Below are 21,466 nucleotides of genomic sequence, written 5' to 3'. Positions count from 1 at the left end.
TTTTCACGTCGTCCCCGCCCAAGCGGGGACGATACCGAGCTAAGCTCGCGCCGCCTGTGCATGCCGCACGCAGGCCGACGCCAGCAGCAGCGTCGGATCGAGCAGGGCCACCATGCGGCCTCCGGTCTCAAAACTTTCGGTCTGCGGAAACAGCAGCGGCAGCTCGGTGCAGCCAAGCACGACGACAGCGGCGCCGCGCTCGGCCAGGTGCGCGATGGCGGCGCGCAGGTCGTCGCGACAGCGCCCCTCGGTAAAACCCGCCTTGACGCCGCTGGCGCCATAGATCGCTTCCATCACCAGCGTCTGGTGCGCCGCGTCCGGCAGCATGATCGCGACGCCAGCGCGCCTGGCGGCCACTGCATAGACCCCGCTTTCCACCGTGCCCGACGTCGCCAGCAGCCCGACAACTTGGCCGGCATAGCGGCTGGCAATCTGCGCCATGGTTTCATCAAGCATGTCCAGCACCGGAATCCGCAAGTGCGCCTGCATGCGCTCGACGAAGGCGTGCGCCGTGTTGCAGGGAATGGCGATCAGGTCGGCCTCGGCAGCTTCGAGCTTCTTGCAGGTGGCGAACAGCGCGATGGTCGGATCGGTGCCCTGGTGCAGCAGATGCTCGGTGCGATCGGGGATCTGCGGATTCTGCTCGACGATCATCTTGATATGATCCTGGTCGCGCCGCGCCTCGGTCAGCTTGACCACCTTCTCCATGAAATCCACCGTCGCCAGCGGCCCGACGCCGCCGACCACGCCGATCTTGAAAGCCTTGCGTGGGCGCAGCACCGGCTGACTCAGCGCATAGTCGGCATAGCACTGGTTGGCATTGAAGATCGGAATCGACAGCGAGACCGACAGCGCCGCATGGACCAGCGACAATTCGGTGAAGCCGGGCAGGATGATATCGCAGCCCTGCCCCGCCAGGCCTTCGCAGATGTCGCGCAGCTGGCCGAGCAGCGCCGGCGCATCCGTCCCCGACCGGATGCCGCCGGCCGCATAGACGATGTCCATCAGCGCGCGCTGGGCGTCGGCATCGGGATAGACCAGTGCATGGCTGTCGCCAAACGTCCGGCCGAACAGATCCTTGTCGCGGACGTAGTCGGAAGCCAGCACGCCGATGCGCCGCGCCTGCGGAAAGGCGGTCGTCACCTTCGCCTGCAAGGCGGCCATCAGGCTGACGATAGGCGTGCTGATATTGGGCTCGATCTCGTGCAGGAAGGTATGGCTGACAAAACAGGGCAGCAGGATCGCATCGGTCCCGCGCAGTTCGAGCCGGCGGATCAGGCTGAACGCATGCAGCTTGCGGCCGGTCGGATCGTATTGGCTGTCGCTGCGCAGCCGGTCGCCGGGGAAACTCTGCTGCTCGAACACGATGGCATAGCGCTCGTGATCGGTGGCGGTGACGCGGATCAGCCGCTGCAGCAGATCCGCCCCGGCCAGCGCGCCCAGGCCGCCGACCACGCCGAAGGCAAAACGGTTGTCGATCATGCGGGGCTTTCAAGGCTGTTGCCGCGATCTTTTACGGGAAGCCGAGACAGGGTGCAAAGGGCGCCGACGCCAATGGCAACGCCTCTGCCGCCTGCTGGCGCTTCAGGCATCGATCACGGATTGATCGGCGGTCGGACCGTGCATCGGGAGCGCTGCGCGCCCTCACCCGGATTGCCCCGGCGAGGCGTCGCATCCACGCAGCAATCCACCTCTCCCCGACGGGGAGAGGTGGATGAACATGGCCGTCCCGGTCCTCAGTTCAGTTTGCGCTTCGGGATCGGCGCTTCGAACTGCGCGATCTCGGCGGTCTGCGGCACGCGTCCGTTGAAGGTCAGCACGTTGCCTTCCGACGAGATGGCCACGGTGTCGCCGTCCTTGATGTCGCCGGCGAGGATCATCTCGGCCAGAGGATCCTGCACGAAGCGCTGGATCACCCGCTTCAGCGGACGCGCCCCGTAAGCCGGATCCCAGCCCTTCTCGGCCAGCCAGTCGCGCGCCGCAGGATCGAGCGCGAGCGCGATCTTGCGGTCCTCCAGCAGCTTTTGGAGGCGCGAGAACTGGATCTCGACGATGCGGCCCATTTCGCTCTTCTGCAGCCGGTGGAACAGGATGATCTCATCGACGCGGTTGAGGAATTCGGGCCGGAAATGGGCGCGGACATTGCCCATCACCAGCTCGCGCACCATCGAGGTGTCCTCGCCCTCCGGCTGATTGACCAGGAGTTCGGACCCGAGGTTCGAGGTCATGATGATCAGCGTATTGCGGAAGTCCACGGTGCGGCCCTGACCGTCGGTCAGACGGCCGTCGTCGAGCACCTGGAGCAGCACGTTGAACACGTCCGGATGCGCTTTCTCGATCTCGTCGAACAGCACGACCTGATAGGGCCGCCGCCGCACGGCTTCGGTAAGCGCGCCGCCCTCGTCATAGCCGACATAGCCCGGAGGCGCGCCGATCAGCCGGGAGACCGAGTGCTTCTCCATGTATTCGGACATGTCGAGACGGACCATCGCGGTGTCGTCGTCGAACAGGTATGACGCCAGCGCCTTGGTCAGCTCGGTCTTGCCGACGCCGGTGGGGCCGAGGAACATGAACGAGCCCATCGGCCGGTTCGGATCCTGCAATCCCGCCCGCGAGCGGCGCACCGCGGTGGCCACCGCATGCACGGCTTCGGCCTGCCCGACCACGCGGTCAGCCAGACTCTCTTCCATGCGCAGCAGCTTGTCCTTCTCGCCTTCGAGCATCTTGTCGACCGGCACGCCGGTCCAGCGCGAGACCACCTGCGCGATGTGGTTGGCGGTGACCGCCTCTTCCATCATCTCGCCGTGGTTCTCGTGCGCCTCGATGTCCGCCAGCTTCTTTTCCAGCTCGGGAATCCGGCCATAGGCCAGCTCGCCGGCGCGCTGATATTCGCCGCGGCGCTGGGCTTCGGCGAGATCGTTGCGCAGCGCTTCCAGCTCGCTCTTGAGCTTCTGGGCGTTGGACAGCTTGTTCTTCTCGGCCGACCAGCGCTGGGTCAGCGCCGCCGACTTCTCCTCGAGTTCGGCAAGCTCCTTGGACAGCGTCTCCAGCCGGCTCTTGGAGCCCTGATCGGTCTCCTTGCGCAGCGCCTCCTGCTCGATCTTGAGCCGGATGATCTCGCGGTCCATGGAATCCAGTTCTTCCGGCTTGGAATCCACCTGCATCTTCAGCCGCGCCGAAGCCTCGTCCATCAGGTCGATGGCCTTGTCCGGCAGGAAGCGATCGGTGATGTAGCGGTTGGACAGTGTGACGGCGGCCACCAAGGCGGAATCCGTGATGCGGACGCCGTGGTGCTGCTCGTACTTGTCCTTCAAGCCGCGCAGGATCGAAACGGTGTCCTCGACGGTGGGCTCAGCCACGAAGATCGGCTGGAACCGGCGTGCCAGCGCGGCGTCCTTTTCCACATGCTTGCGATATTCGTCGAGCGTGGTGGCGCCGATGCAATGCAGCTCGCCGCGCGCCAATGCGGGCTTCAGCAGGTTCGACGCGTCCATAGCGCCGTCGCCCTTGCCGGCGCCGATCAGCTGATGCATCTCGTCGATGAACAGGATGATGCCGCCTTCGGCCGAGGTCACTTCCTGCAGCACGGCCTTCAGCCGCTCCTCGAACTCGCCGCGATACTTCGCGCCGGCAATGAGCGCGCCGAGATCGAGCGACAGCAGCTTCTTGTCCTTGATGCTGTCAGGCACGTCGCCGTTGAGGATGCGCAGCGCCAGGCCCTCGACGATGGCGGTCTTGCCGACGCCGGGCTCGCCGATCAGCACCGGATTGTTCTTGGTGCGGCGGGACAGAACCTGGATGGTGCGGCGGATTTCCTCGTCGCGGCCGATCACCGGATCGAGCTTGCCGTCGCGCGCCGCCTGGGTCAGGTCGCGGGCGTATTTCTTCAGCGCATCATAGGCGTTTTCCGCCGTGGCGGAATCCGCGGTGCGGCCCTTGCGCAGGGCATTGATCGCAGCGTTGAGGTTTTGCGGAGTGACGCCGCCCTTGGCGAGCAGACTGCCGGCCTCGGAATCCTTGTCCAGCGCCAGTGCCAGCAGCAGCCGCTCCACGGTGACAAAGCTGTCGCCGGCCTTTTCTGCGGCCTGTTCGGCGGCTTCGAAAGCGCGCGCGGTAGCCGGCGCCAGATAGACCTGACCGGCACCGCCGCCCGACACTTTGGGCATCTTCTTCAGTTCGGCTTCGGTGGCCTGCAGGATGGCGCGCGAATTGCCGCCGGCGCGATCGATCAGGCCGCCGGCCAGACCCTCGCTGTCGTCGAGCAGCACCTTCAGAATATGCAGCGGCGAGAATTGCTGATGGCCCTCGCGCACGGCCAAGGATTGCGCCGACTGGATGAAGCCGCGCACGCGTTCGGTGTATTTTTCAATATTCATGGTTGGGATGTCCCTCGGCCTGCCGGTTCGCCCCGAAAGCACGATACCGCCATCTTCACTGGGTTTCCACGGGCTGCATTGATATCGCTCAACAGCCGCGGTCGTCGCCGGCATCGCGCCGGCTTGACGCAAATGTGGGCAGTCGGTTCCCGGAACGGAAGAGGTCGCCTCACAATTTCGTCAGCGGTGGCGGAGCCGGCGAGAATCCCCTAAAAATCTCCGATGATTGAAAAGCCCGTTGCCAGCGTCGCCAGCCTGTATCGCTATCCCGTCAAGGGTCTGACCCCGGAACGCCTCGCCGGGGTGGCACTGTCCCCCGGCCAGCCACTGCCCTCAGACCGGCGCTACGCCATCGAGAACGGCCCCAGCGGCTTCGATCCGGCGGCGCCGCAGTATTTCCCGAAGATCAAGTTCCTGATGCTGATGCGCAACGAGCGGCTGGCGGCCCTGCGCAGCCACTACGACGAGGCCAGCCACACCCTGACGATCCACCGCGACGGCGCCGAGATCGTGCGCGGCGACCTGGAGACATCGGAAGGCCGGGCGGCGATCGAGCAGTACTTCGCCGCCAACTTTGCCGACGAGTTGCGCGGGCCGCCAAAAATCCTGTTCGCGGCCGGGCACAGCTTTTCCGACGTGGCCAAGAAGGTGGTGTCGATCATCAACCTCGCCAGCGTCAAAGCGTTGGAAAACGAGATCGGCCAGCCAGTGCATCCGCTGCGGTTTCGCGGCAACGTCTATGTAACGGGCTGGCCGGCCTGGCACGAGTTCGACCTGATGGATCAGGTGATCGCGATCGGCGATGCCCGCTTGAAGATCGTCAAGCGCATCGTCCGCTGCGCCGCGACCAATGTCGATCCCGACACCGCGGCGCGCGATCTCAACATTCCCGCGACGCTGATGCAGACCTACGGCCATGCCGATCTCGGTGTCTATGCCGAGGTGATTGCCGGCGGCAGCATTGCCGAAGGCGATGCGATATCTGTCGAAGCGCCGCAGCTGCTGTAGTCCGCTCAGTAGTCCGCTCAGTCGTAGGGTGGGCAAAGGCGCTCTTGCGCCGTGCCCACCATCTCGCGAGATGGTGGGCACGTCATCGTGCGCTTGCGCGCACGCTGACTTTGCCCACCCTACGCATTCGACTAACTCAGCTCGTCGGCATCACATAGGCGTAGATGCGACCGCGCGAATAGACGGACTCCGCGACGCGGCGGCCGTGATTTCCGGAGACGATGATCGGATTGCCGTTGGGATCGATGCCGCTGACGACGCCGACATGGCCGCCGCGACGGCCGCGCGACATCACTGCGATGGCGCCGACCTGCGGGCCGGAAATGCGCTGGCCGTAGCTCGAGAACGAACGCGCCATGTCGGAGCCGGTGCCCTGATGGCCGGAGCGCTGCAGCACCATGTTCATGAAGCGCGCGCACCACAGGCGGCTGCGGCCGGTGGGATTGCTGCCGATGTAGCGCCGCGCCTCGGCGACCACGTTGGACGAGCTGAAGCCGCTGCCGGCGAACGATTCCGCGGCGCTGTCAGCGCTCTGCAGAGTCGCATGGCGAGCAGAGACGCGCATGTGACGGCGGCCGTGATGACGGGAACTGTGATTGTAGGTCTTGTGATGGGAATGGGCATGATGCCCGCTGTGACGTGGCCGTGCCGAAGCCGGTGTTGCGAGCGCGACAATGACGACCGAACAAAAGGCGAGAGTGACGAAGCGAAGCGCCCAACGAAACGCAGTGAACTGAACCATACCAAATTTTTTCCTTGTGAACCCAGACCCCGATGCTGATCGCCAAACGAGCGGTCGATAGCGGGGGTGGGGTAAAGGAATTTGATGTGGCCATAAAAAGACGCGGCTGAAATTCGCGTCGCGTCTCGCGCCGCATTGCGGCCACGAGAATTAATCTCTGTTAAGACAGTCGCGGCCAAATAGCGTTAAATTGCGATTAACGCAGACGTCACGCAACATTCATACGCGTTGGGATTTCGATTATCATTCTGTTACGACAGGAATGCAGACGTGGCCTGCAAATAGGGGACCCACGAATCTGCAATCTCGCCGGACTGACGTACCGTTCCGAATGGACGCGACGCCGAAGTTTATTGTCCGGCGGATCTGGCGGCGCGGCTGAGCAGGAACACGCCCTGCTCGCCGAACATGTTCCAGAACCACCACGGCGCGTTGAGGCGCAGCGGACGGCCGTTGAGATCGAGCGCCACCGCGCGCTCCATCTTGACGTTGATCTCGTCGCACAGCTGCACGAAGTCCTTGATGGTGCAGAAGTGGATGTTCGGCGTGTCGTACCAGGTCGCCGGCAGGTTCTCGGTGCGCGGCATCTGGCCGTTCACCAGCAACTGCAAACGCATCTTCCAGAATCCGAAATTCGGAAACGACACGATGGCGCGCCGGCCGATGCGCAGCAGGTTTTCCAGCACCACCTTCGGCTGCCGTGTGGCCTGCAGCGTCTGCGACAGGATCACATAGTCGAAGGCGTCATCGGGATAGTTGACGAGGTCGGTGTCGGCGTCGCCCTGCACCACGGCGAGCCCCTTGGCGACGCAGCGGTTGACGCCCTCGCGCGACAGCTCGATGCCGCGGCCGTCGATGCCGCGGCTTTCCAGCAGCTGCAGCAGATCGCCTTCGCCGCAGCCGACGTCGAGCACCTTGGAGCCGCGCGCCACCATTTCCGCCATCAGCAGATGATCGCCGCGCTGCGGTTGCGCGCCGGGGATGACGAGACCCGGCAGGGGCAGAACCTGTTGCTGTGCGGCCATGTTACTTCTCCGCGATCAGGCCGCGCACGGCGCCGGCGGATTCCAGGAAGGCGCGGGAGATGTCGATGAACTCCGGCACATCGAGCAGGAAGGCGTCGTGGCCCTTGTCGGTTTCGATTTCGGCAAACGACACCCGCGCGCCGCCGGCATTGAGTGCATGCACCGTGGCGCGGGATTCCGTGGTGGGAAACAGCCAGTCGGAGGTGAACGACACCACGCAGAACCGCGTCTGGGTGCCGCGATAGGCTTCCGCCAGCACGCCGTTGTGGTCGGCGGCGACATCGAAATAGTCCATGGCGCGGGTCAGATACAGATAGGAGTTGGCGTCGAAGCGCTCGACGAAGGACGAGCCCTGGTAGCGCAGATAACTCTCGACCTGGAAATCGGCGTCGAACGAAAACGTCGGCAGGTCGCGGTCCTGCATCCGGCGACCGAACTTGCGGTGCAGGGCGGCGTCCGACAGATAGGTGATGTGCGCGGCCATGCGCGCGACGCCGAGGCCGCGGTGCGGATAGCTACCCTCCTCGAAGTAGCGGCCGCCGTGCCAGTCCGGATCGGCCATCACCGCCTGCCTGCCGAGTTCATGGAACGCGATGTTCTGCGCCGAATGCCGCGTGCTGCAGGCCACCGCCAGCGCGGAGAACACCCGCTTCGGATAGGCCGTGCTCCACTGCAGCGTCTGCATGCCCCCCATCGAGCCGCCGACCACCGCGAACAGCGTGTCGATGCCGAGCCGGTCGATCAGCATGGCCTGGGCGCGCACCATGTCGGGAATGGTGATGACCGGAAAATCCAGCCCCCACAATTTGCCGGTGGCCGGATTGGTCGAGGCCGGGCCCGTGGTGCCCATGCAGCTGCCGAGCACGTTGGAGCAGATGACAAAATAGCGGTCGGTGTCGAGCGCCTTGCCCGGGCCGAGCAGGGTGTTCCACCAGCCCGGCTTGCCGGTGACCGGATGCGGATTGCCGACATGCTGGTCGCCGGTCAGCGCATGGCAGACCAGAATGGCGTTGGATCGGTCGGCGTTGAGCGTGCCGTAGGTCTGGTAGGCGATCTGGAATGGCGCGAGATCGACGCCGCAATCGAGCCGCAGCGGCTGGTCGGCGCCGAACAGCGCCACGAGCGAGGTGGGATGATCCGCCTCGTGGGCGCTATCCTTGTTTCGCGCCGTCTCCGGCTTCAACGCCTGGACGTTTACCATCTCGATACTGGCCTCCTCAGAAGGTCACGCAGACCACCGCGGAATTCAGGCCATAAAAACCCGGCCTGAACACGCGTTCGGCCGGGATCACTCTGAGTGTGTCCCCGGCCTGTTTAGCAAGTTGTTTAACGTGGCTGCAAGCCGGCCGGCTCAAATGACCACGAAGTGACAGTTAAGCTAGTCCTGCACACGCCCTCCGTCAAGAAGCGGCGGCGGACACGGTAAACCCTGTCTTCCGCGGCGGCCCGCGGGCGCAATGTTTTCTTTGCTTTCAGAGCCTGCGAACCCTATCAAGATGGGCGGCCACATCCCCGATTTCATCAGTCGCTTCCACGTCTTGCAGGTTACCACGCATGTCCATCGCACCGCCCGCCCCGCCCTCGCTCGAGGTGCTGCGCCAGGAAATCGACAGCATCGACGCGCAGGTCCACAGCCTGCTGATGCAGCGCGGCGACATCATCGACCGGCTGATCTCGGTGAAGCAGACCCAGGAGGTCGGCTCGGCGTTCCGCCCGGCGCGCGAGGCCGACATGATGCGGCGGCTGGTGCAGCGCCATCGCGGCATCCTGCCGATCGATACCGTGGAGAGCATCTGGCGGGTGATCATCGCCACCTTCACCTATGTGCAGGCGCCGTTCTCGGTGCATGCCGATCTGTCGCTCGGCGAATCCGCGATGCGGGATTCGGCGCGATTCCATTTCGGCTTCACGGTGCCCTATGTGGCGCATTTCAGCGCCGCCGCGGCGGTCGAGGCCGTCGCCAAATCCAAGGGCGACCTGGCGCTGGTGTCGGCGACCTCGAGCCGCACGCCATGGTGGCTCGAACTGGAAGCCAAGGGCACGCCGAAAATCATCGCACGGCTGCCGTTCATCGAGCGCGCCGACCATCCCGCCGCACTGCCGGTCTTCGTGGTGTCCCGCGTCGCCGACAGCGCCATGGTGACGGAAGTCGAGATGTGGAGCGTGCGGGTGTCCGGCTGGAATGCGGAGATCGCCCGCGCGCTGTCGCCGCTGGCCGAGATCGTCGCCGTGCCCGATACCGCCTTCGACGGCGCCGCGCTGCTGGTATCGATCACCGCGGCCACCAGCCTCGACAGCATCAAGGCGGCGCTCGTTGCTGCGGGGGCAACCATGCGTTCTTCGGCCCTCGTCGGCAGCCACGCAACCCGCTATACGGTGCCCGCCGACGCCAAGCGGTCCTGACCGCACGTCTGAGACGCCTGACTGATCTGGAGCTACCGATGTCCCGTCCCGTGCCGAAGCCCGGCATCCTCGATATTTCGCCCTACACCCCCGGCAAGAGCCCGGTGGTCGATCCCGGCCGCAAGACCTACAAGCTGTCGGCCAATGAGACCCTGTTCGGCCCGTCGCCGAAGGCGAAGGAGGCGTTTGCCACCGCGGCAGCCCATCTCGAGGATTATCCGGAAGGCACCTCAAAGGTCCTGCGCGAGGCGATCGGCCGCCGTTTCGGCCTCGATCCCGCGCAGATCATCTGCGGCGCCGGCTCCGACGAGATCCTGAACCTGCTGGCGCATGTCTATCTCGGCCCCGACGACGAGGCGATTTCGACGGCGCACGGTTTTCTGGTCTACCCGATCGCCACCCAGGGCAACGGCGCCACCAATGTCGTGGCACCGGAAATCGACCTCACCTGCGACGTCGACGCCATCCTGAAATGCGTGACTGATCGCACCAAGCTGGTGTGGCTGGCCAACCCGAACAATCCGACCGGCACCTATCTGCCGTCGTCGGAGATCAAGCGTCTGCGCGCTGGCCTGCCCGAGCACGTGCTGCTGGTGCTCGACGCCGCCTATTCGGACTATGTCACCAAAGGTGACTACGACAACGGCCTCGAACTGGCGAAGACCACGGACAACACCGTGGCCACCTACACCTTCTCCAAGGTGCACGGTCTTGCCGCCCTGCGGATCGGCTGGATGTTCGGCCCGGCCCATATCGTCGATGCGCTGAACCGCGTGCGCGGTCCGTTCAACGTCTCGGCACCGGCGATGTTCGCCGCGGTCGCCGCGATCGAGGACACCGGCCATGTAAAGATGTCGGTCGACTACACTGCGAAGTGGGTCGAGATCATGACCGCTGAAATCACCAAGCTCGGCATCAAGGTGACGCCGAGCGTGGCGAACTTCATCCTGATGCATTTTCCGGAGACGGGAAAAACTGCCGCCGATGCCGACGCATTCCTCACCAAGCGCGGACTCGTGCTGCGTGCCGTCAACAATTACGGCCTGCACAACTCGCTGCGCATGACCATCGGCACCGAGGAGGCCAACCGGCTGGTCATCGAGACTTTGCGCGAATTCATGGCGTCAAATACGTGACTGCGCAGCCGCCCTTCAAACGCATCGCGCTGATCGGACTCGGCCTGATCGGCTCGTCGCTGGCGCGCGGCATCCAGCAGCTCGGCCTCGCCGAAGTGCTGGTAGCCACCGATGCGTCGGCCGCCGTTCGGGCGCGGGCGGTTGAGATCAAGCTCGCGGACGTGGTCGCTGACGACAATGCCAGCGCCGTGGCGGATGCCGATCTGGTGATCGCCTGCGTGCCGGTGGGCGTGTCCGGCGCGGTGGCTGAAAGCATCGGCGCGCATCTCAAACCCGGCGCCATCGTCTCCGACGTCGGCTCGGTCAAGGCGTCGGTGCTGACGGCCATGGCCGCGCATCTGCCTGATAATGTGCACTTCATCCCGGCCCATCCGGTCGCCGGCACGGAGAATTCCGGGCCGGATTCCGGATTCGCCGAACTGTTCATGAACCGCTGGTGCATTCTCACGCCGCCCGAGGGCGCGGATACAGCGGCCGTGGAGAAACTCACGGCGTTCTGGGCCGCGCTCGGCGCCAATGTCGAGATCATGACGGCCCCGCATCATGACCTGGTGCTGGCGGTTACCAGCCATCTGCCGCATCTGATCGCCTATACAATCGTAGGCACAGCCGACGAGCTCGAGGACGTGACTCGCTCGGAAGTGCTGAAGTTCTCCGCCGGCGGCTTTCGCGATTTCACCCGCATCGCCGCATCCGACCCGACCATGTGGCGCGACGTGTTCCTGGCCAACAAGGACGCGGTGCTGGAAATGCTCGGCGCGTTCCAGGAAGACCTGTCGAAGCTGACCCGCGCCATGCGCCGCGGCGACGGCGAAGCGCTGTTCGATCATTTCACCCGCACCCGCGCCATCCGCCGGGGCATCGTGAGCATCGGCCAAGACGAAGCCGCGCCGGACTTCGGCCGCAAGCACGCCGCGCTGACGAAGAAAGCAGAGTAAGGCGCGCGCTTTCTTCCTTCCCCTCTCCCCCAGCAAAGCGAAGCTTTGCGCAGCGGGAGAGGGCGCCTTCGCGCAGCGAAGGCGGGAGAGGGAAAGCCGCAAACTCAGAAGAGCCCCCTCTCCCGTCTCGAATGCGCTTCGCGCCTTCGATCCACCTCTCCCGCCTGCGCAGCTTCGCTGCTTGGGGGAGAGGGGAAGAAAGGGCGCGCTTCGTCTTTCTAAAACAGCGGCGGGATCTGCGCGACCTTCAGCGAGCCCATCATCACCGCCCCATCGACGAATTTCAGCGGGAAGCTGCGTGCCTTACGGCCCTCCAGCATGGCCTCGGTTCCGAGCGAATTGACGCCGGCAGTAACGCCCGCGCTGGCATTCTGGCGCACCACCTTGCCGAGGCCCGGAATGGCGCGGTCCAGCGCGCCAAGCACGTTGTTGACGTCCGCGCTCTTCACGCCAGGCGCAAAACGATCCAGCGCCGACTGCGGCACGCCCATTTCCAGCAGCTTGTCGATGCCGAGCGCCGGGATCACCTTCTCCAGCCCGGCGACGGTCATCTGCACTTCGCCGTCGAGATTGCCCGCCGCGGTCAGGCCGAGCGAGCCCGACGCCACCGAAATCAAGTCGCCCTGCTGGATCCGCGACTGCACAATCTCCACCCGGCCGCCGGCGGCCTGCAACTCGCGAAACCGCGCCGGCCAGGGTTTGGGCGAGAAGTCCTTCAGCCCGCTGAGCTGGGCACGGATGTCGGCGTCGAACGGCACCGCGAGCAGCGGATGCAGATCCTGGATACTGCCGCCGCCGATCTGCAGCGCCGCCTCGATGACCGGCTTGTCCGGCGTCGAGCTCTCGGCGTTGCGGCCGTGCAGTTCGATATGCTTGGCGCGCGCGATCGGCGCCTGCACGGAGGCGGCGATGCGGTCCACCGAGGCGTCGTCGAACACGATGTCGGCTCGGTCGGGCGGTCCGGGCAGGCCGACGATGCTGCTGCGCGCCGTCGACCAGTTCACCACCATGGCCGGCTGGCCGCGATCGGACAGCACGGCCGGCGCCTTGAATTCGGCGATCAGCAGCTTGGGATCGTAGATCTGCGCCACCACCAGAATTTCGCCGAGCTTGGCATTGATCGGCTGCGCTGCCGCCTGCCCCGCGGTCTGCGCCAGCAGCGCCACGCTCACACCGGTGCAGCGCACTTCGAGCCGGAACGGGAAGCCGGCCACCGAGCGATCTGCGCAGTCGTAGGTCCGCCCCGCCGCGGCCTCGCGGGCGCGCCAGGCGTCGACGTTCTCGTCGACCTTGGAGGCGGCATAGAACCAGAATGCGCTCCACGCCGCCGCCAGGACGACAACGAGGATGGGCATGATGAAAACGGGCCACAGGCGGCGCCGGCGGGTCGGCAGGACAAAATCGGACATGGCGGGACGTAGACAGCATGATTTTGTCAAATCAGCGGTGACACCGGGCTTCCCCCGCCCGATGCAGGCCGGGGTTGCAGGGAAACGCTTCGCCTCAAAAGCCGGATTCTGCTAGGTCGGTAGCATGTCGGCAGCACAATCAACCGAAGCGACGTCGCACGGCGACCTCTGGGTGTTCGGCTACGGCTCGCTGATGTGGCGGCCGGGCTTCGACTTCCTCGAGCAGGCGCCGGCGCGGCTGATCGGCGAGCACCGCGCGTTATGCGTCTATTCCTTCGACCATCGTGGCACGCCGGAGAAACCCGGCCTGGTGCTCGGTCTCGACCGCGGCGGCGCCTGCCGCGGCATCGCCTTCCGGGTCGCCGCAGAGAAACGCCATGCCACCATCGCATATCTGCGCGAGCGCGAGCAGACCACCCACGTCTATCGCGAGGTGATGCGGTCGGTATGGCTCGGCAACGAGGCCCGCGACCGCGTCAGCGCGCTGGCCTATGTGGTCGACCGCAGCCACGTGCAATATGCCGGCCGGCTGAGCCTGACCGAGCAGTTGCATTTCGTGAAGCAGGGCCATGGCCGCTCCGGTCCCAACCGCGACTACGTGCTGTCGACGGTGAAGGCCATCGAGGCCGAAGGCTTTCGCGATCCGCAACTGCATCAGCTGGCGGCGATGTTGCAGGGGTGAGTTGGTGAGGCACTCTCTTTCCTCCCCCGCGTCTTCGCGGCGGGGAGGGTGGCCGCGCGAAGCGCGGTCGGGTGGGGGTGTCACAACAAACTCCGCGCTCCCGGCGCCCCCACCCCGGCCTCCACTTCAGCGATGCTACGCATCGCTTCGTTCGGCCGACCCTCCCCACCGCGAAGACGCGGGGGAGGGATCACGCAGGCCTCGTGCAAAACGCTAGTTCTCCTTCACCGCGACGTTCGGCACGCGGCCGAACAGTGCGGCCTGTTCCGCGCGGGCCTCGGTGACCAGGCGGGCGGTGGCGGCTTCGATGGAGGTGCTGATGGCGGCGATGAATTCCTTGCGCGGCAGGCCCGGCGGCAGCGGATCGAGGAACTCCACCACCAGCGTGCCGGGATAGCGCAGGAAGGTCCGGCGCGGCCAGAACAGGCCGGAGTTCAGCGCCACCGGCAGGCACGGCACGCCGCATTTGCTGTAGATCTGGGCGATGCCGGGCTTGTAGTCCGGAGCGGCGTCGACGGGTCGCCGCGTGCCCTCCGGAAAGATGATCAGCTGCCTGCCGAGTTGCACCTCTTCGGTGGCGCGCCTGGCCATGTCGATCAGCGACCGCGCCCCGCCGTCGCGATCGACGCCGACCATCTTCGATTTTTTCAGGTACCAGCCAAAAACGGAATCTTGCCGAGCTCGCGCTTGTAGATGAACAGCGGCCGGTCGAAGAACGGCATCAGCGCGAAGGTCTCCCACATCGACTGATGCTTGGAGGCGACGACCAGCGGCCCCGCCGGAATTTTTCGAGTCCGCGATATTCGGTCTTGGTGTTGCAGGCCACCCGCATCAGCCAGACGCTGCTGCGGGCCCATGCCTTGGCAATCGCCATGAACGCCCGCGGCGGCATCACGAAGGTCGGGATCGCCACCAGAATCCAGAACACCAGCAGCACATAGAACAGCACGTTGTAGATCAGCGAGCGCACGAAAATGGAAACCATCGAAGATCCGATCAATTGGCGGAGGCGGTGGCCGGCTTGCGCGGCGCGTTGTCGGTTTGCGGCTCATTGCCGTCGGGCGTCAAGTCGATGCCGTGGTCGGCCAGCCAGACCCTGACCTCGGCAGCGAGATATTTGACATATTCGGACAGCAGCAGGCGCAGCGTGGTGCCCGAAGTCCACCACGGCTCGTCGCGCCATCTGTCGCCGATGACCACGAACGGGATCAGTTCGATCTCCGGCATCTCGTGGGACAGCTCAACGAAGGCGCGCGGCATGTGGTAGTTCGAGGTGACCACGATCAGCGAGCGGAAGTTGCGCTCCCGCGCCCAGCGTCTGGTCTCCACGGCATTGCTGCGGGTATTGACCGCGGAGCGATCGAGATCGACGCAGCAGGAGATCAGCAACTGGCTGTCCGGCAAAGCGCGCGAAATCTCGCTGGCGCCGTTGGTCGGATGCACGCCTGAGATCAGCAACCGTGTCCCGTAGCCGCCGGCCAGCAACTCCATCGCGTCGGAGACCCGCGACGATCCGCCGGTCAGCACGACGATGCCGTCGGCCTTCTTGCCGGGCCGCGCCTCGGCGCTGCGCAACTGCGACAGGAAGCCGACAAAGCCGATCGCACCCACCATGAAGGTCAGCGCAAAGGCCACAACGAAAGCCGCGCGCAGCATGCCCCGGCGGCTGCGCGGTCGCGCGGCCGGTCTGTCGATCGGGTCCTCATCCAGCGGCACGGTCATCTGGCGGTGCGTGATCCTGTCGGCACAATTCTAGTTTTTTCGGTCCTGTTGGCGATGCCAGCCCGGGCCCGATGCGCAAGGGGAGCACTGCCGACCAGCGGACCGCCTCATTCGATATCGTTCAGCGTCGAAAACAGGGTGCGGCGCGAGGCCCATGCGGTGATCGCCGCGATGAGCACCGCCTGCACCGCCAGCGCCAGATAGCCCGACGGGCGCAGCGAAAACGTCCCCAGCAGCGCGGCGAACTGGTCCCCCACCGGGGTGCCGGAAAACCAGCTGGCGACGGATTCGGAAAACCCGAAACCCAGCATCGCGGCGCCGCCGCCGATCACGCCCCCTGCAGGCCGAGCCGCAGGAAATGCCGGAAGAAGCGGTTGGCGATATAGCGGTCACCGGCGCCGACGAAATGCAGCACCTCGACGATCGGCCGGTTCGCGGCCATGGCGCCGCGGGTGGCGAACGACACCGAAATGATGGTGGCGACGATGACCAGCGCGAGAATGCCGATGCCGGCAAGCACCGTCGCCGATGTCATCGAACGCATCCGCTCGATCCAGGCACGATGGTCGTCGACGGTCGCCGCCGGCACCGCCTGGGTCACCTGGCCGCGCAGCTTGGCGATATCCAGTGTGGTCCCCGGCACCACATGGGCAACGATCACGCGCGGCACCGGCAGGTCGTCGAGCGACAGCCCGCTGCCGAGCCAAGGCTCCAGCAGCGCCGCGGATTCCGCCTTGGTATAGGGACGCACCTCGACGATGCCCGGCTGCGCCCGCACCGTCTCGGCCACCGCCAGCGTATCGCGCTCCAGATCGCGGCCGGGCACCGGCCGCACCTGGATGGTGATTTCGCTGGCCACCTCGGACTGCCATTCCGATGCCGAGGCGGAGATCAGCAGCACGGCGCCCGTGGTGATCGAAGCCAGGAACGTCATGATCGCCACCACCGCGACCAGTGCACGGCCGGCGATCGAGCCGCGCGGCACGATCGGCGACAAATTGCGCGCACGCGCCGGCACCTGCGGGGTGTCGTGCCCGAGATCCATCAGCGCGCCGTGCTCGTCTCCGGTTCTACTCATAGATATGCAGCCGCCCCTGATGCAGCACCATGCGCCGCGCGTCGTACTGGTCCATCAGCGTGATATCGTGGGTCGCGATGATGACGGCGGTGCCGGACTTGTTGAGCTCGATGAACAGCCGCAGCAGGCGCCGGCCGAGGGTCGGATCGACGTTGCCGGTCGGCTCGTCGGCCAGCAGCAGATGCGGCCGCGAGATCACCGCGCGCGCGATCGCCGCACGCTGCTTCTCGCCGCCGGACAGGATCGGCGGCAGCGCATCCATCCGCTCCCCCAGCCCCACCCATTTCAGCAGGTCGATGACCTCGCGGCGGTAGCTCGATTCGTCGCGGCCCATGACCCGGAACGGCAGTGCGACATTCTCGTAGGTGGTCATGTGGTCGAGCAGGCGGAAATCCTGCAGCACGATGCCGATGCGTTTGCGCAGGTCGGCGATCTGGTCCTTGCCGAGCAGGGAGATGTCCTTGCCGAACAGCGTGACCAGGCCGCGGGTCGGCCGCATCGACAGGAACAGCAGGCGCAGCAGCGACGTCTTGCCGGCGCCGGAAGGGCCGGTGAGGAACTGGAACGAGTGCGCAGGAATCTGGAAACTCAGGTCGCGCAGAATCTCCGGGCCAAGCCCGTAGCGCAGACCGACGTTTTCGAACCGGACCACATTCAGCTCCGTTCGATGAGACGCAGTGCGGCCCCACGACCGCTCATTGAAATATCCTAATTGGTTGTGCCGCCCTTATGGTTTCCGATTCGTTAACGGTCGTCTTGTAGCCTGCCGGCAATGTCATTGGCGAATAGCTCCATGCATATCGTTTGTCCCAACTGTACGACAGCCTACGCCGTCAATCCGGCGACCTTCGGCGATGCCGGGCGCACTGTGCGCTGCGCGCGCTGCAAGGAAGTGTGGCTGGCGCAGCCGGAGGATCTCGCCCGTCGCGAGGCACTGGTTCCCGCAGCGGCCGCGGCACCACCGCCCCCGCCGGACGACGACATGAACGCCTGGGGTCTGACCGACGACGACAGCGCGGATCAGGATCAGCCGCTGGTCGAAAGCCCGTCGATCGCCAGCGCCTTGCCCGCCGAAGAGCCGCCCGAAAATCCCGCCTGGGCCGAAGAGGCCCAGGACGAACCGGCCCTCGCCCCGGCTGACGCCAAGACCTCGCGCCTGTCAGCCGCACTGTCACGCCTGCGCGGCCTGGCGCCATCGATGCCGGCCCGCATCCCGTTCCTGCCGCGCATCAACTCCTCGATCGCCTGCGCCGGCATGGCCGCCCTGGTGCTAGCCCTGATGATCTGGCGGGTCGACGTGGTCAAGCTGATGCCGCAAACCGCGTCATTTTACAAAGCCGTCGGCCTCGGCGTCAATTTGCGGGGCCTGTCGTTCAAGGACGTCAAGGTCGCCACCGAGGAGGTCGACGGCAAGCGCGTGCTGGTGATCGAGGGCAATATCGTCGGCGACAGCCACACCAAGCCCGTGGCGATGCCGCGGCTGCGCTTTGTTGTCCGTGACGAACACGGCACCGAGATCTACGCCTGGACGGCCGTGCTGGACCAGCAAGGCCTCAATCCCGGCGACAAGGCGTGGTTCAAGTCGCGGCTGGCGTCGCCGCCGGCAGAAGGCCGCACCATCGACGTGCGTTTCTTCAACAAGCGCGATATCGGCGCCTGACGCGCCCTGGTTTGACGGAGAGACAATGCCCCGCGTGCTGATCGCCGATGACGAGGAATCCATGCGCCTGCTGGTGGCGCGCGCCATCGCGCTGGACGGCCACGACATCGTGACCGCGCAGGACGGCGCCGAGGCCCTCGAGATCCTGACCGATCAGGACGGCGCCTTCGACCTGCTGCTGACCGACATCAAGATGCCGGTGATGGACGGCATCGCGCTGGCGCTGGCCGCCGCACGCGACTTTCCCGACCTGACCATCCTGCTGATGACCGGTTTCGCCGACCAGCGCGAACGCGCCTCCGGCCTCAATGCCATCGTCCACGACGTGGTCACGAAGCCGTTCTCCGTGGCGGACATCCGTACCGCGGTCGCGGATGCGCTGGCGTCGCGGACAAGGGATTAGGGGCGGCGCTCTCCTTTTCCCTCTCCCCCGACGCAGCGAAGCTGCGTTGGCGGGAGAGGGTGGATCGAACACGCGAAGCGGGTTCGAGACGGGAGAGGGGGCTGTTGCGGCGGCAACGGCGCTCGCGGCTTTCCCTCTCCCGCCTTCGCTTCGCTCAGGCACTCTCTCCCACGGCGCAAAGCTTCGCTTTGCTGGGGAGGGGAAAAGCAGAAGCGCCCCTCAATAATCCTTCAGCAGCCGTTCGATGTAGTCGAGCTCGAGCTGCGGGCGGCTGGTGTCGCCGAGGCGGCGGCGCAGTTCCTCGAGGATGCGGCGGACCCGCTGGACGTCGATCTCGCCGGGAATCTTCACCGTCAGATCGTCGCCGAGTTCGCGGCCGCGCAGCGGCCGACCGAGCGGATCGGTGTCGCGTCCACCACTCTGCTGGCGGCCCGGTGCGTTGCCGGGACCGTCGCCCTGGCCCTCGCCGTCACCCTGCTGCATCGCCTGTGCCAGCGACTGCGCGCCCTTGCGCAGAGCATCGAGGGCACGGCCCTGGGAATCCACCGCGCCGTCGGCATTGCCTTCGCCGAGCCGGCCGCTGGCGTCGCCCATGGCGTTGTCGGCATCGCCGAGGCCATCGCCGTCACCCTGCTCGCCCTGGCCCTGTTCGCCGCCCTGACCCTTTTCGCCTTTTTCGCCCTTCTGTCCCTTGCCCAGGCCCTGCTTGGCGAGTTGGTCCTGCAATTTCTTCAGGCGATCGCGCAGGCTCTGCTGGTCCTGCTGCAGGTCGCCCATGCCCTGCTCACCGGGCTTGCCGCGCATCCGGTCGCGCCGCGAATCCTGACCCTGCTTGAAGGTCTTGTCGCGGAGCTGCTGCTGCTTGCGGATCATGTCGCCGAGCTCGTTGAGCGCCTGCTCCATCTCGCCGTCGCCGGACTGGCCGGGCTGCGCCATCTGCAGGTTCTCGAGCATCTGCTGCATCTGTTCGAGCAGCTGCTTGGCGGCGTCCTTGTCGCCGGAGCGCGACAGCCGCTCCATGCGCTCGATCATGTTGTTGAGGTCCTGCTGCCGCATCACCTTGGTGTTGGGATCGAGCGGACGCGCCAGCTGCTGCGGATTCTGCTTCATCTGCTCGGCCAGCTGTTTCAGGAACTTGTCGAGCGCCGCGCGCAGATTTTCGGTGAGCTTCTTGATCTCCTCGTCGCTGGCGCCGCGCTCCAGCGCCTGCTTGAGCGCCTCCTGGGCCGCCTTCAGCGCCTTGTCGACGTCGGTGATGTCGCCGTCCTCGATGGTCACGGCAAGCGCCCAAAGGCTGGCCACCACCTCGCGCAGCGCCGCATCGGTGCGGGCGCGGTCGAGCTGGGTGGCGACGCTGCGCAGGCCGAGATACTGGCCCGCCTCCGGCGTGAACGCTTCCGGCGCGATCATCAGCGCGGCGAGCGCCACCGCAACCTGCGAACTCTGGTTGGCGTCGAGCGCCAGATTGCGGCGCTGCTCGATCAGCGCGCGCGGCAGCGGCTTGGTGAACAACCGCTCCGGCAGTCTGGTATTGAACGGCTCGCTTTTGCCTTCGTTGGCGGCCTCGTCCTTGGCGGTCAGCGTCAGCGTCACATCGGCGCCCGCATAGGGATCCTCGCTGAGGTCCTTGACGGTCTGGCCGACGCCGTTGCGGGTCCGCGCATTGGGCAGCACCAGCGCGAAGCCCGGCGGCTCGAACAGCGGCCGCGGCTTGTCGCCCTTGGCATCGGCGTTGCGTAAGGCGAATTGCGCGTGGGCTTCGGTGACGCCGTAATCGTCCTCGAGCTTGTAGGACATCTGCAGCGAGCCGCGGGCCTGGCGTTCCGGATCCTTGGCCAGCGCGATGCTCGGGGCGCGGTCCGCCGTTGCGGTGAAGGTCCAGACCGGCTGGCCCGAGGGCGCGCGGACATGGGCGGTGCCGTTGCCGGCGATGGTGAAGTGCCGCTCGTTGGTGCCCTTGGGCGCTTCCGCGGTCGGCGCGACCTCGGTAACGCCGCCGCCGAGCGCGACATCGAGCGCGCCGCCGCTGGAGCGCACGATCAGCGTGCTGCCGGCCGGCACCGGTAGCGCGGCAGCATCTGCGGCGGCGGCATCCTTGTTGGCAGCGGACAGGATGATGGGCGGCTTGCCGGTATAAAGCGGCGGGGTGACCCAGGCATCGACGCGGACATTGGCCGGCGCCAGCACGCCGTTCCAGTCGAACGCCGCGGCGATTCGCTGGACGCGCTCGCCGCCGGCGGCGATGAAGGTGGCGACCATGGCCACGATCACCAGGGCTCGCAGCGCCCACGGATCGTGAAGCGCGAGCCGCGGCGACGGCAGCCCGGCGCGGATCCGCTTGACCGAGGCCAAAGTGCGTTCGCGCTGCGCCTGCCACAGCGCCAGCGCGACGGGGTCCTTCGAGGCCAGCGTATCGGCAAGCGCGGTGACCGGGCGATGGCGGATGCCGGTACCGCGGTCGAGCCGGGCAAGGCCGTCGTCGCGGCTCGGCCAGCGGAATTTGCGTAGCGGAAACAGCGATGCCAGGGCCAGCAGCACGAACAGGCCGAGCCCGATGGCCCGGGCGATGAACGGCAGCGCCAGCCAAAGCCCCGCCCACGAGACGACCAGAAACAGGCCAACCATGCTGGACAGGCGGGCCAAATGCGGCCACAGCCGCTCCCACCCGATCGCGACACGCGCCCGCAGCAGCGCCTGCGCCAGCTGATGCTGCGCCAGCGCGTCGGGATCGCGCGATGGTACTGGTCGGTCGGGGGGCGAACCGCTCAACAAAATCTCCGGGTTACCGAATAGCAGCCTAGCACGGCGGCAACAGTGAGGCATGCCGCAAACGATACAACCCACATGCAAGGCGTGAGCCTAAGGCGATTTCGGCGCGATGGGG

16 protein-coding genes, 2 pseudogenes and 1 riboswitch are annotated in these 21,466 nt (G+C 66.1%); of the genes and pseudogenes, 7 read left to right on the top strand and 11 right to left on the bottom strand.

Annotated features, from left to right (window positions below; translation table 11 throughout):
- Positions 1–39 precede the first annotated feature (39 nt).
- Together ONR75_RS05645 and clpB are read right to left on the bottom strand one after the other, a co-directional pair.
- Positions 40–1,482: an aspartate/glutamate racemase family protein gene (locus ONR75_RS05645; RefSeq protein WP_265081755.1), complete on the bottom strand. Its 1,443-nt coding sequence runs from the start codon at positions 1,480–1,482 to the stop codon at positions 40–42.
- A gap of 254 nt (positions 1,483–1,736) precedes the next feature.
- Positions 1,737–4,376: an ATP-dependent chaperone ClpB gene (gene clpB / locus ONR75_RS05640; protein WP_265081754.1), complete on the bottom strand. Its 2,640-nt coding sequence runs from the start codon at positions 4,374–4,376 to the stop codon at positions 1,737–1,739.
- Positions 4,377–4,598: 222 nt separating this feature from the next.
- Here clpB and ONR75_RS05635 point away from each other — a divergent pair, with 222 nt between their 5' ends.
- Positions 4,599–5,384, top strand: a complete 786-nt coding sequence (locus ONR75_RS05635; protein ID WP_265081753.1) for an MOSC domain-containing protein — start codon at positions 4,599–4,601, stop codon at positions 5,382–5,384.
- A gap of 136 nt (positions 5,385–5,520) precedes the next feature.
- On the opposite strand, the gene ONR75_RS05630 is transcribed toward ONR75_RS05635, so the two are convergent.
- The 3 genes from ONR75_RS05630 to metX form a co-directional block, all read right to left on the bottom strand.
- Positions 5,521–6,126 carry a TIGR02594 family protein gene (locus tag ONR75_RS05630; RefSeq protein WP_265081752.1) on the bottom strand — a complete coding sequence of 202 codons (606 nt, stop codon included), beginning with the start codon at positions 6,124–6,126 and terminating at the stop codon, positions 5,521–5,523.
- Positions 6,127–6,476: 350 nt separating this feature from the next.
- Entirely contained in the window at positions 6,477–7,151 is a 675-nt protein-coding gene (metW, locus tag ONR75_RS05625; RefSeq protein ID WP_265081751.1) for a methionine biosynthesis protein MetW, read from the bottom strand.
- 1 nt (position 7,152) lies between these two features.
- On the bottom strand, positions 7,153–8,352 hold the full coding sequence (gene metX, locus ONR75_RS05620; RefSeq protein ID WP_265081750.1) for a homoserine O-acetyltransferase MetX: 1,200 nt from the start codon (positions 8,350–8,352) through the stop codon (positions 7,153–7,155).
- A gap of 92 nt (positions 8,353–8,444) precedes the next feature.
- A riboswitch (SAM riboswitch) is annotated at positions 8,445–8,524 on the bottom strand.
- 181 nt (positions 8,525–8,705) lie between these two features.
- Between metX and ONR75_RS05615 the strand changes: the two genes are divergently transcribed.
- Genes ONR75_RS05615 through ONR75_RS05605 form a run of 3 tightly spaced genes read left to right on the top strand, consistent with a single transcriptional unit; the run spans position 8,706 to position 11,628 of the window.
- Positions 8,706–9,554: a chorismate mutase gene (locus ONR75_RS05615; protein WP_265081749.1), complete on the top strand. Its 849-nt coding sequence runs from the start codon at positions 8,706–8,708 to the stop codon at positions 9,552–9,554.
- A gap of 38 nt (positions 9,555–9,592) precedes the next feature.
- Positions 9,593–10,690, top strand: coding sequence for a histidinol-phosphate transaminase (hisC, locus tag ONR75_RS05610; protein WP_265081748.1), 1,098 nt, complete (start codon positions 9,593–9,595; stop codon positions 10,688–10,690).
- Positions 10,687–11,628 carry a prephenate/arogenate dehydrogenase family protein gene (locus ONR75_RS05605; RefSeq protein ID WP_265081747.1) on the top strand — a complete coding sequence of 314 codons (942 nt, stop codon included), beginning with the start codon at positions 10,687–10,689 and terminating at the stop codon, positions 11,626–11,628. The genes hisC and ONR75_RS05605 overlap by 4 nt, the downstream gene beginning before the upstream one ends.
- A gap of 218 nt (positions 11,629–11,846) precedes the next feature.
- Here the strand turns inward: ONR75_RS05605 and ONR75_RS05600 are convergent, their stop codons facing one another.
- Entirely contained in the window at positions 11,847–13,037 is a 1,191-nt protein-coding gene (locus ONR75_RS05600) for a DUF2125 domain-containing protein (protein ID WP_265081746.1), read from the bottom strand.
- A 124-nt stretch (positions 13,038–13,161) separates the two neighbouring features.
- Between ONR75_RS05600 and ONR75_RS05595 the strand changes: the two genes are divergently transcribed.
- Positions 13,162–13,719, top strand: coding sequence for a gamma-glutamylcyclotransferase (locus tag ONR75_RS05595; protein WP_265081745.1), 558 nt, complete (start codon positions 13,162–13,164; stop codon positions 13,717–13,719).
- A gap of 213 nt (positions 13,720–13,932) precedes the next feature.
- Here the strand turns inward: ONR75_RS05595 and ONR75_RS05590 are convergent.
- The 4 genes and pseudogenes from ONR75_RS05590 to ftsE all read right to left on the bottom strand — a co-directional run bounded on the left by ONR75_RS05590 (position 13,933) and on the right by ftsE (position 17,171).
- Positions 13,933–14,704, bottom strand: a pseudogene (locus tag ONR75_RS05590) (lysophospholipid acyltransferase family protein).
- A gap of 11 nt (positions 14,705–14,715) precedes the next feature.
- Positions 14,716–15,441 carry a YdcF family protein gene (locus ONR75_RS05585; protein ID WP_265081744.1) on the bottom strand — a complete coding sequence of 242 codons (726 nt, stop codon included), beginning with the start codon at positions 15,439–15,441 and terminating at the stop codon, positions 14,716–14,718.
- A 107-nt stretch (positions 15,442–15,548) separates the two neighbouring features.
- Positions 15,549–16,519, bottom strand: a pseudogene (locus tag ONR75_RS05580) (cell division protein FtsX).
- Complete coding sequence (ftsE, locus tag ONR75_RS05575; protein WP_265081743.1) at positions 16,512–17,171, bottom strand: cell division ATP-binding protein FtsE; 660 nt, start codon at positions 17,169–17,171, stop codon at positions 16,512–16,514. The pseudogene ONR75_RS05580 and the gene ftsE overlap by 8 nt, the downstream one beginning before the upstream one ends.
- Before the next feature lie 141 nt (positions 17,172–17,312).
- On the opposite strand from ftsE, the gene ONR75_RS05570 reads away from it, so the two are divergent.
- Together ONR75_RS05570 and ONR75_RS05565 are read left to right on the top strand one after the other, a co-directional pair.
- Positions 17,313–18,179 carry an MJ0042-type zinc finger domain-containing protein gene (locus tag ONR75_RS05570; RefSeq protein ID WP_265081742.1) on the top strand — a complete coding sequence of 289 codons (867 nt, stop codon included), beginning with the start codon at positions 17,313–17,315 and terminating at the stop codon, positions 18,177–18,179.
- Between the two features lie 25 nt (positions 18,180–18,204).
- The gene (locus tag ONR75_RS05565) at positions 18,205–18,582 is read left to right on the top strand and encodes a response regulator (protein ID WP_265081741.1); all 378 of its coding nucleotides are present in this window, start codon (positions 18,205–18,207) and stop codon (positions 18,580–18,582) included.
- Between the two features lie 219 nt (positions 18,583–18,801).
- Here the strand turns inward: ONR75_RS05565 and ONR75_RS05560 are convergent, their stop codons facing one another.
- Entirely contained in the window at positions 18,802–21,351 is a 2,550-nt protein-coding gene (locus ONR75_RS05560) for a TIGR02302 family protein (RefSeq protein ID WP_265081740.1), read from the bottom strand.
- Between the last annotated feature and the right edge of the window lie 115 nt (positions 21,352–21,466).

Source organism: Rhodopseudomonas sp. P2A-2r (assembly GCF_026015985.1).
Taxonomy (GTDB): Bacteria; Pseudomonadota; Alphaproteobacteria; order Rhizobiales; family Xanthobacteraceae; genus Tardiphaga.
Note: the sequence above shows the minus strand (reverse complement) of the source record. Positions and strands in the feature narration are given on the sequence as shown.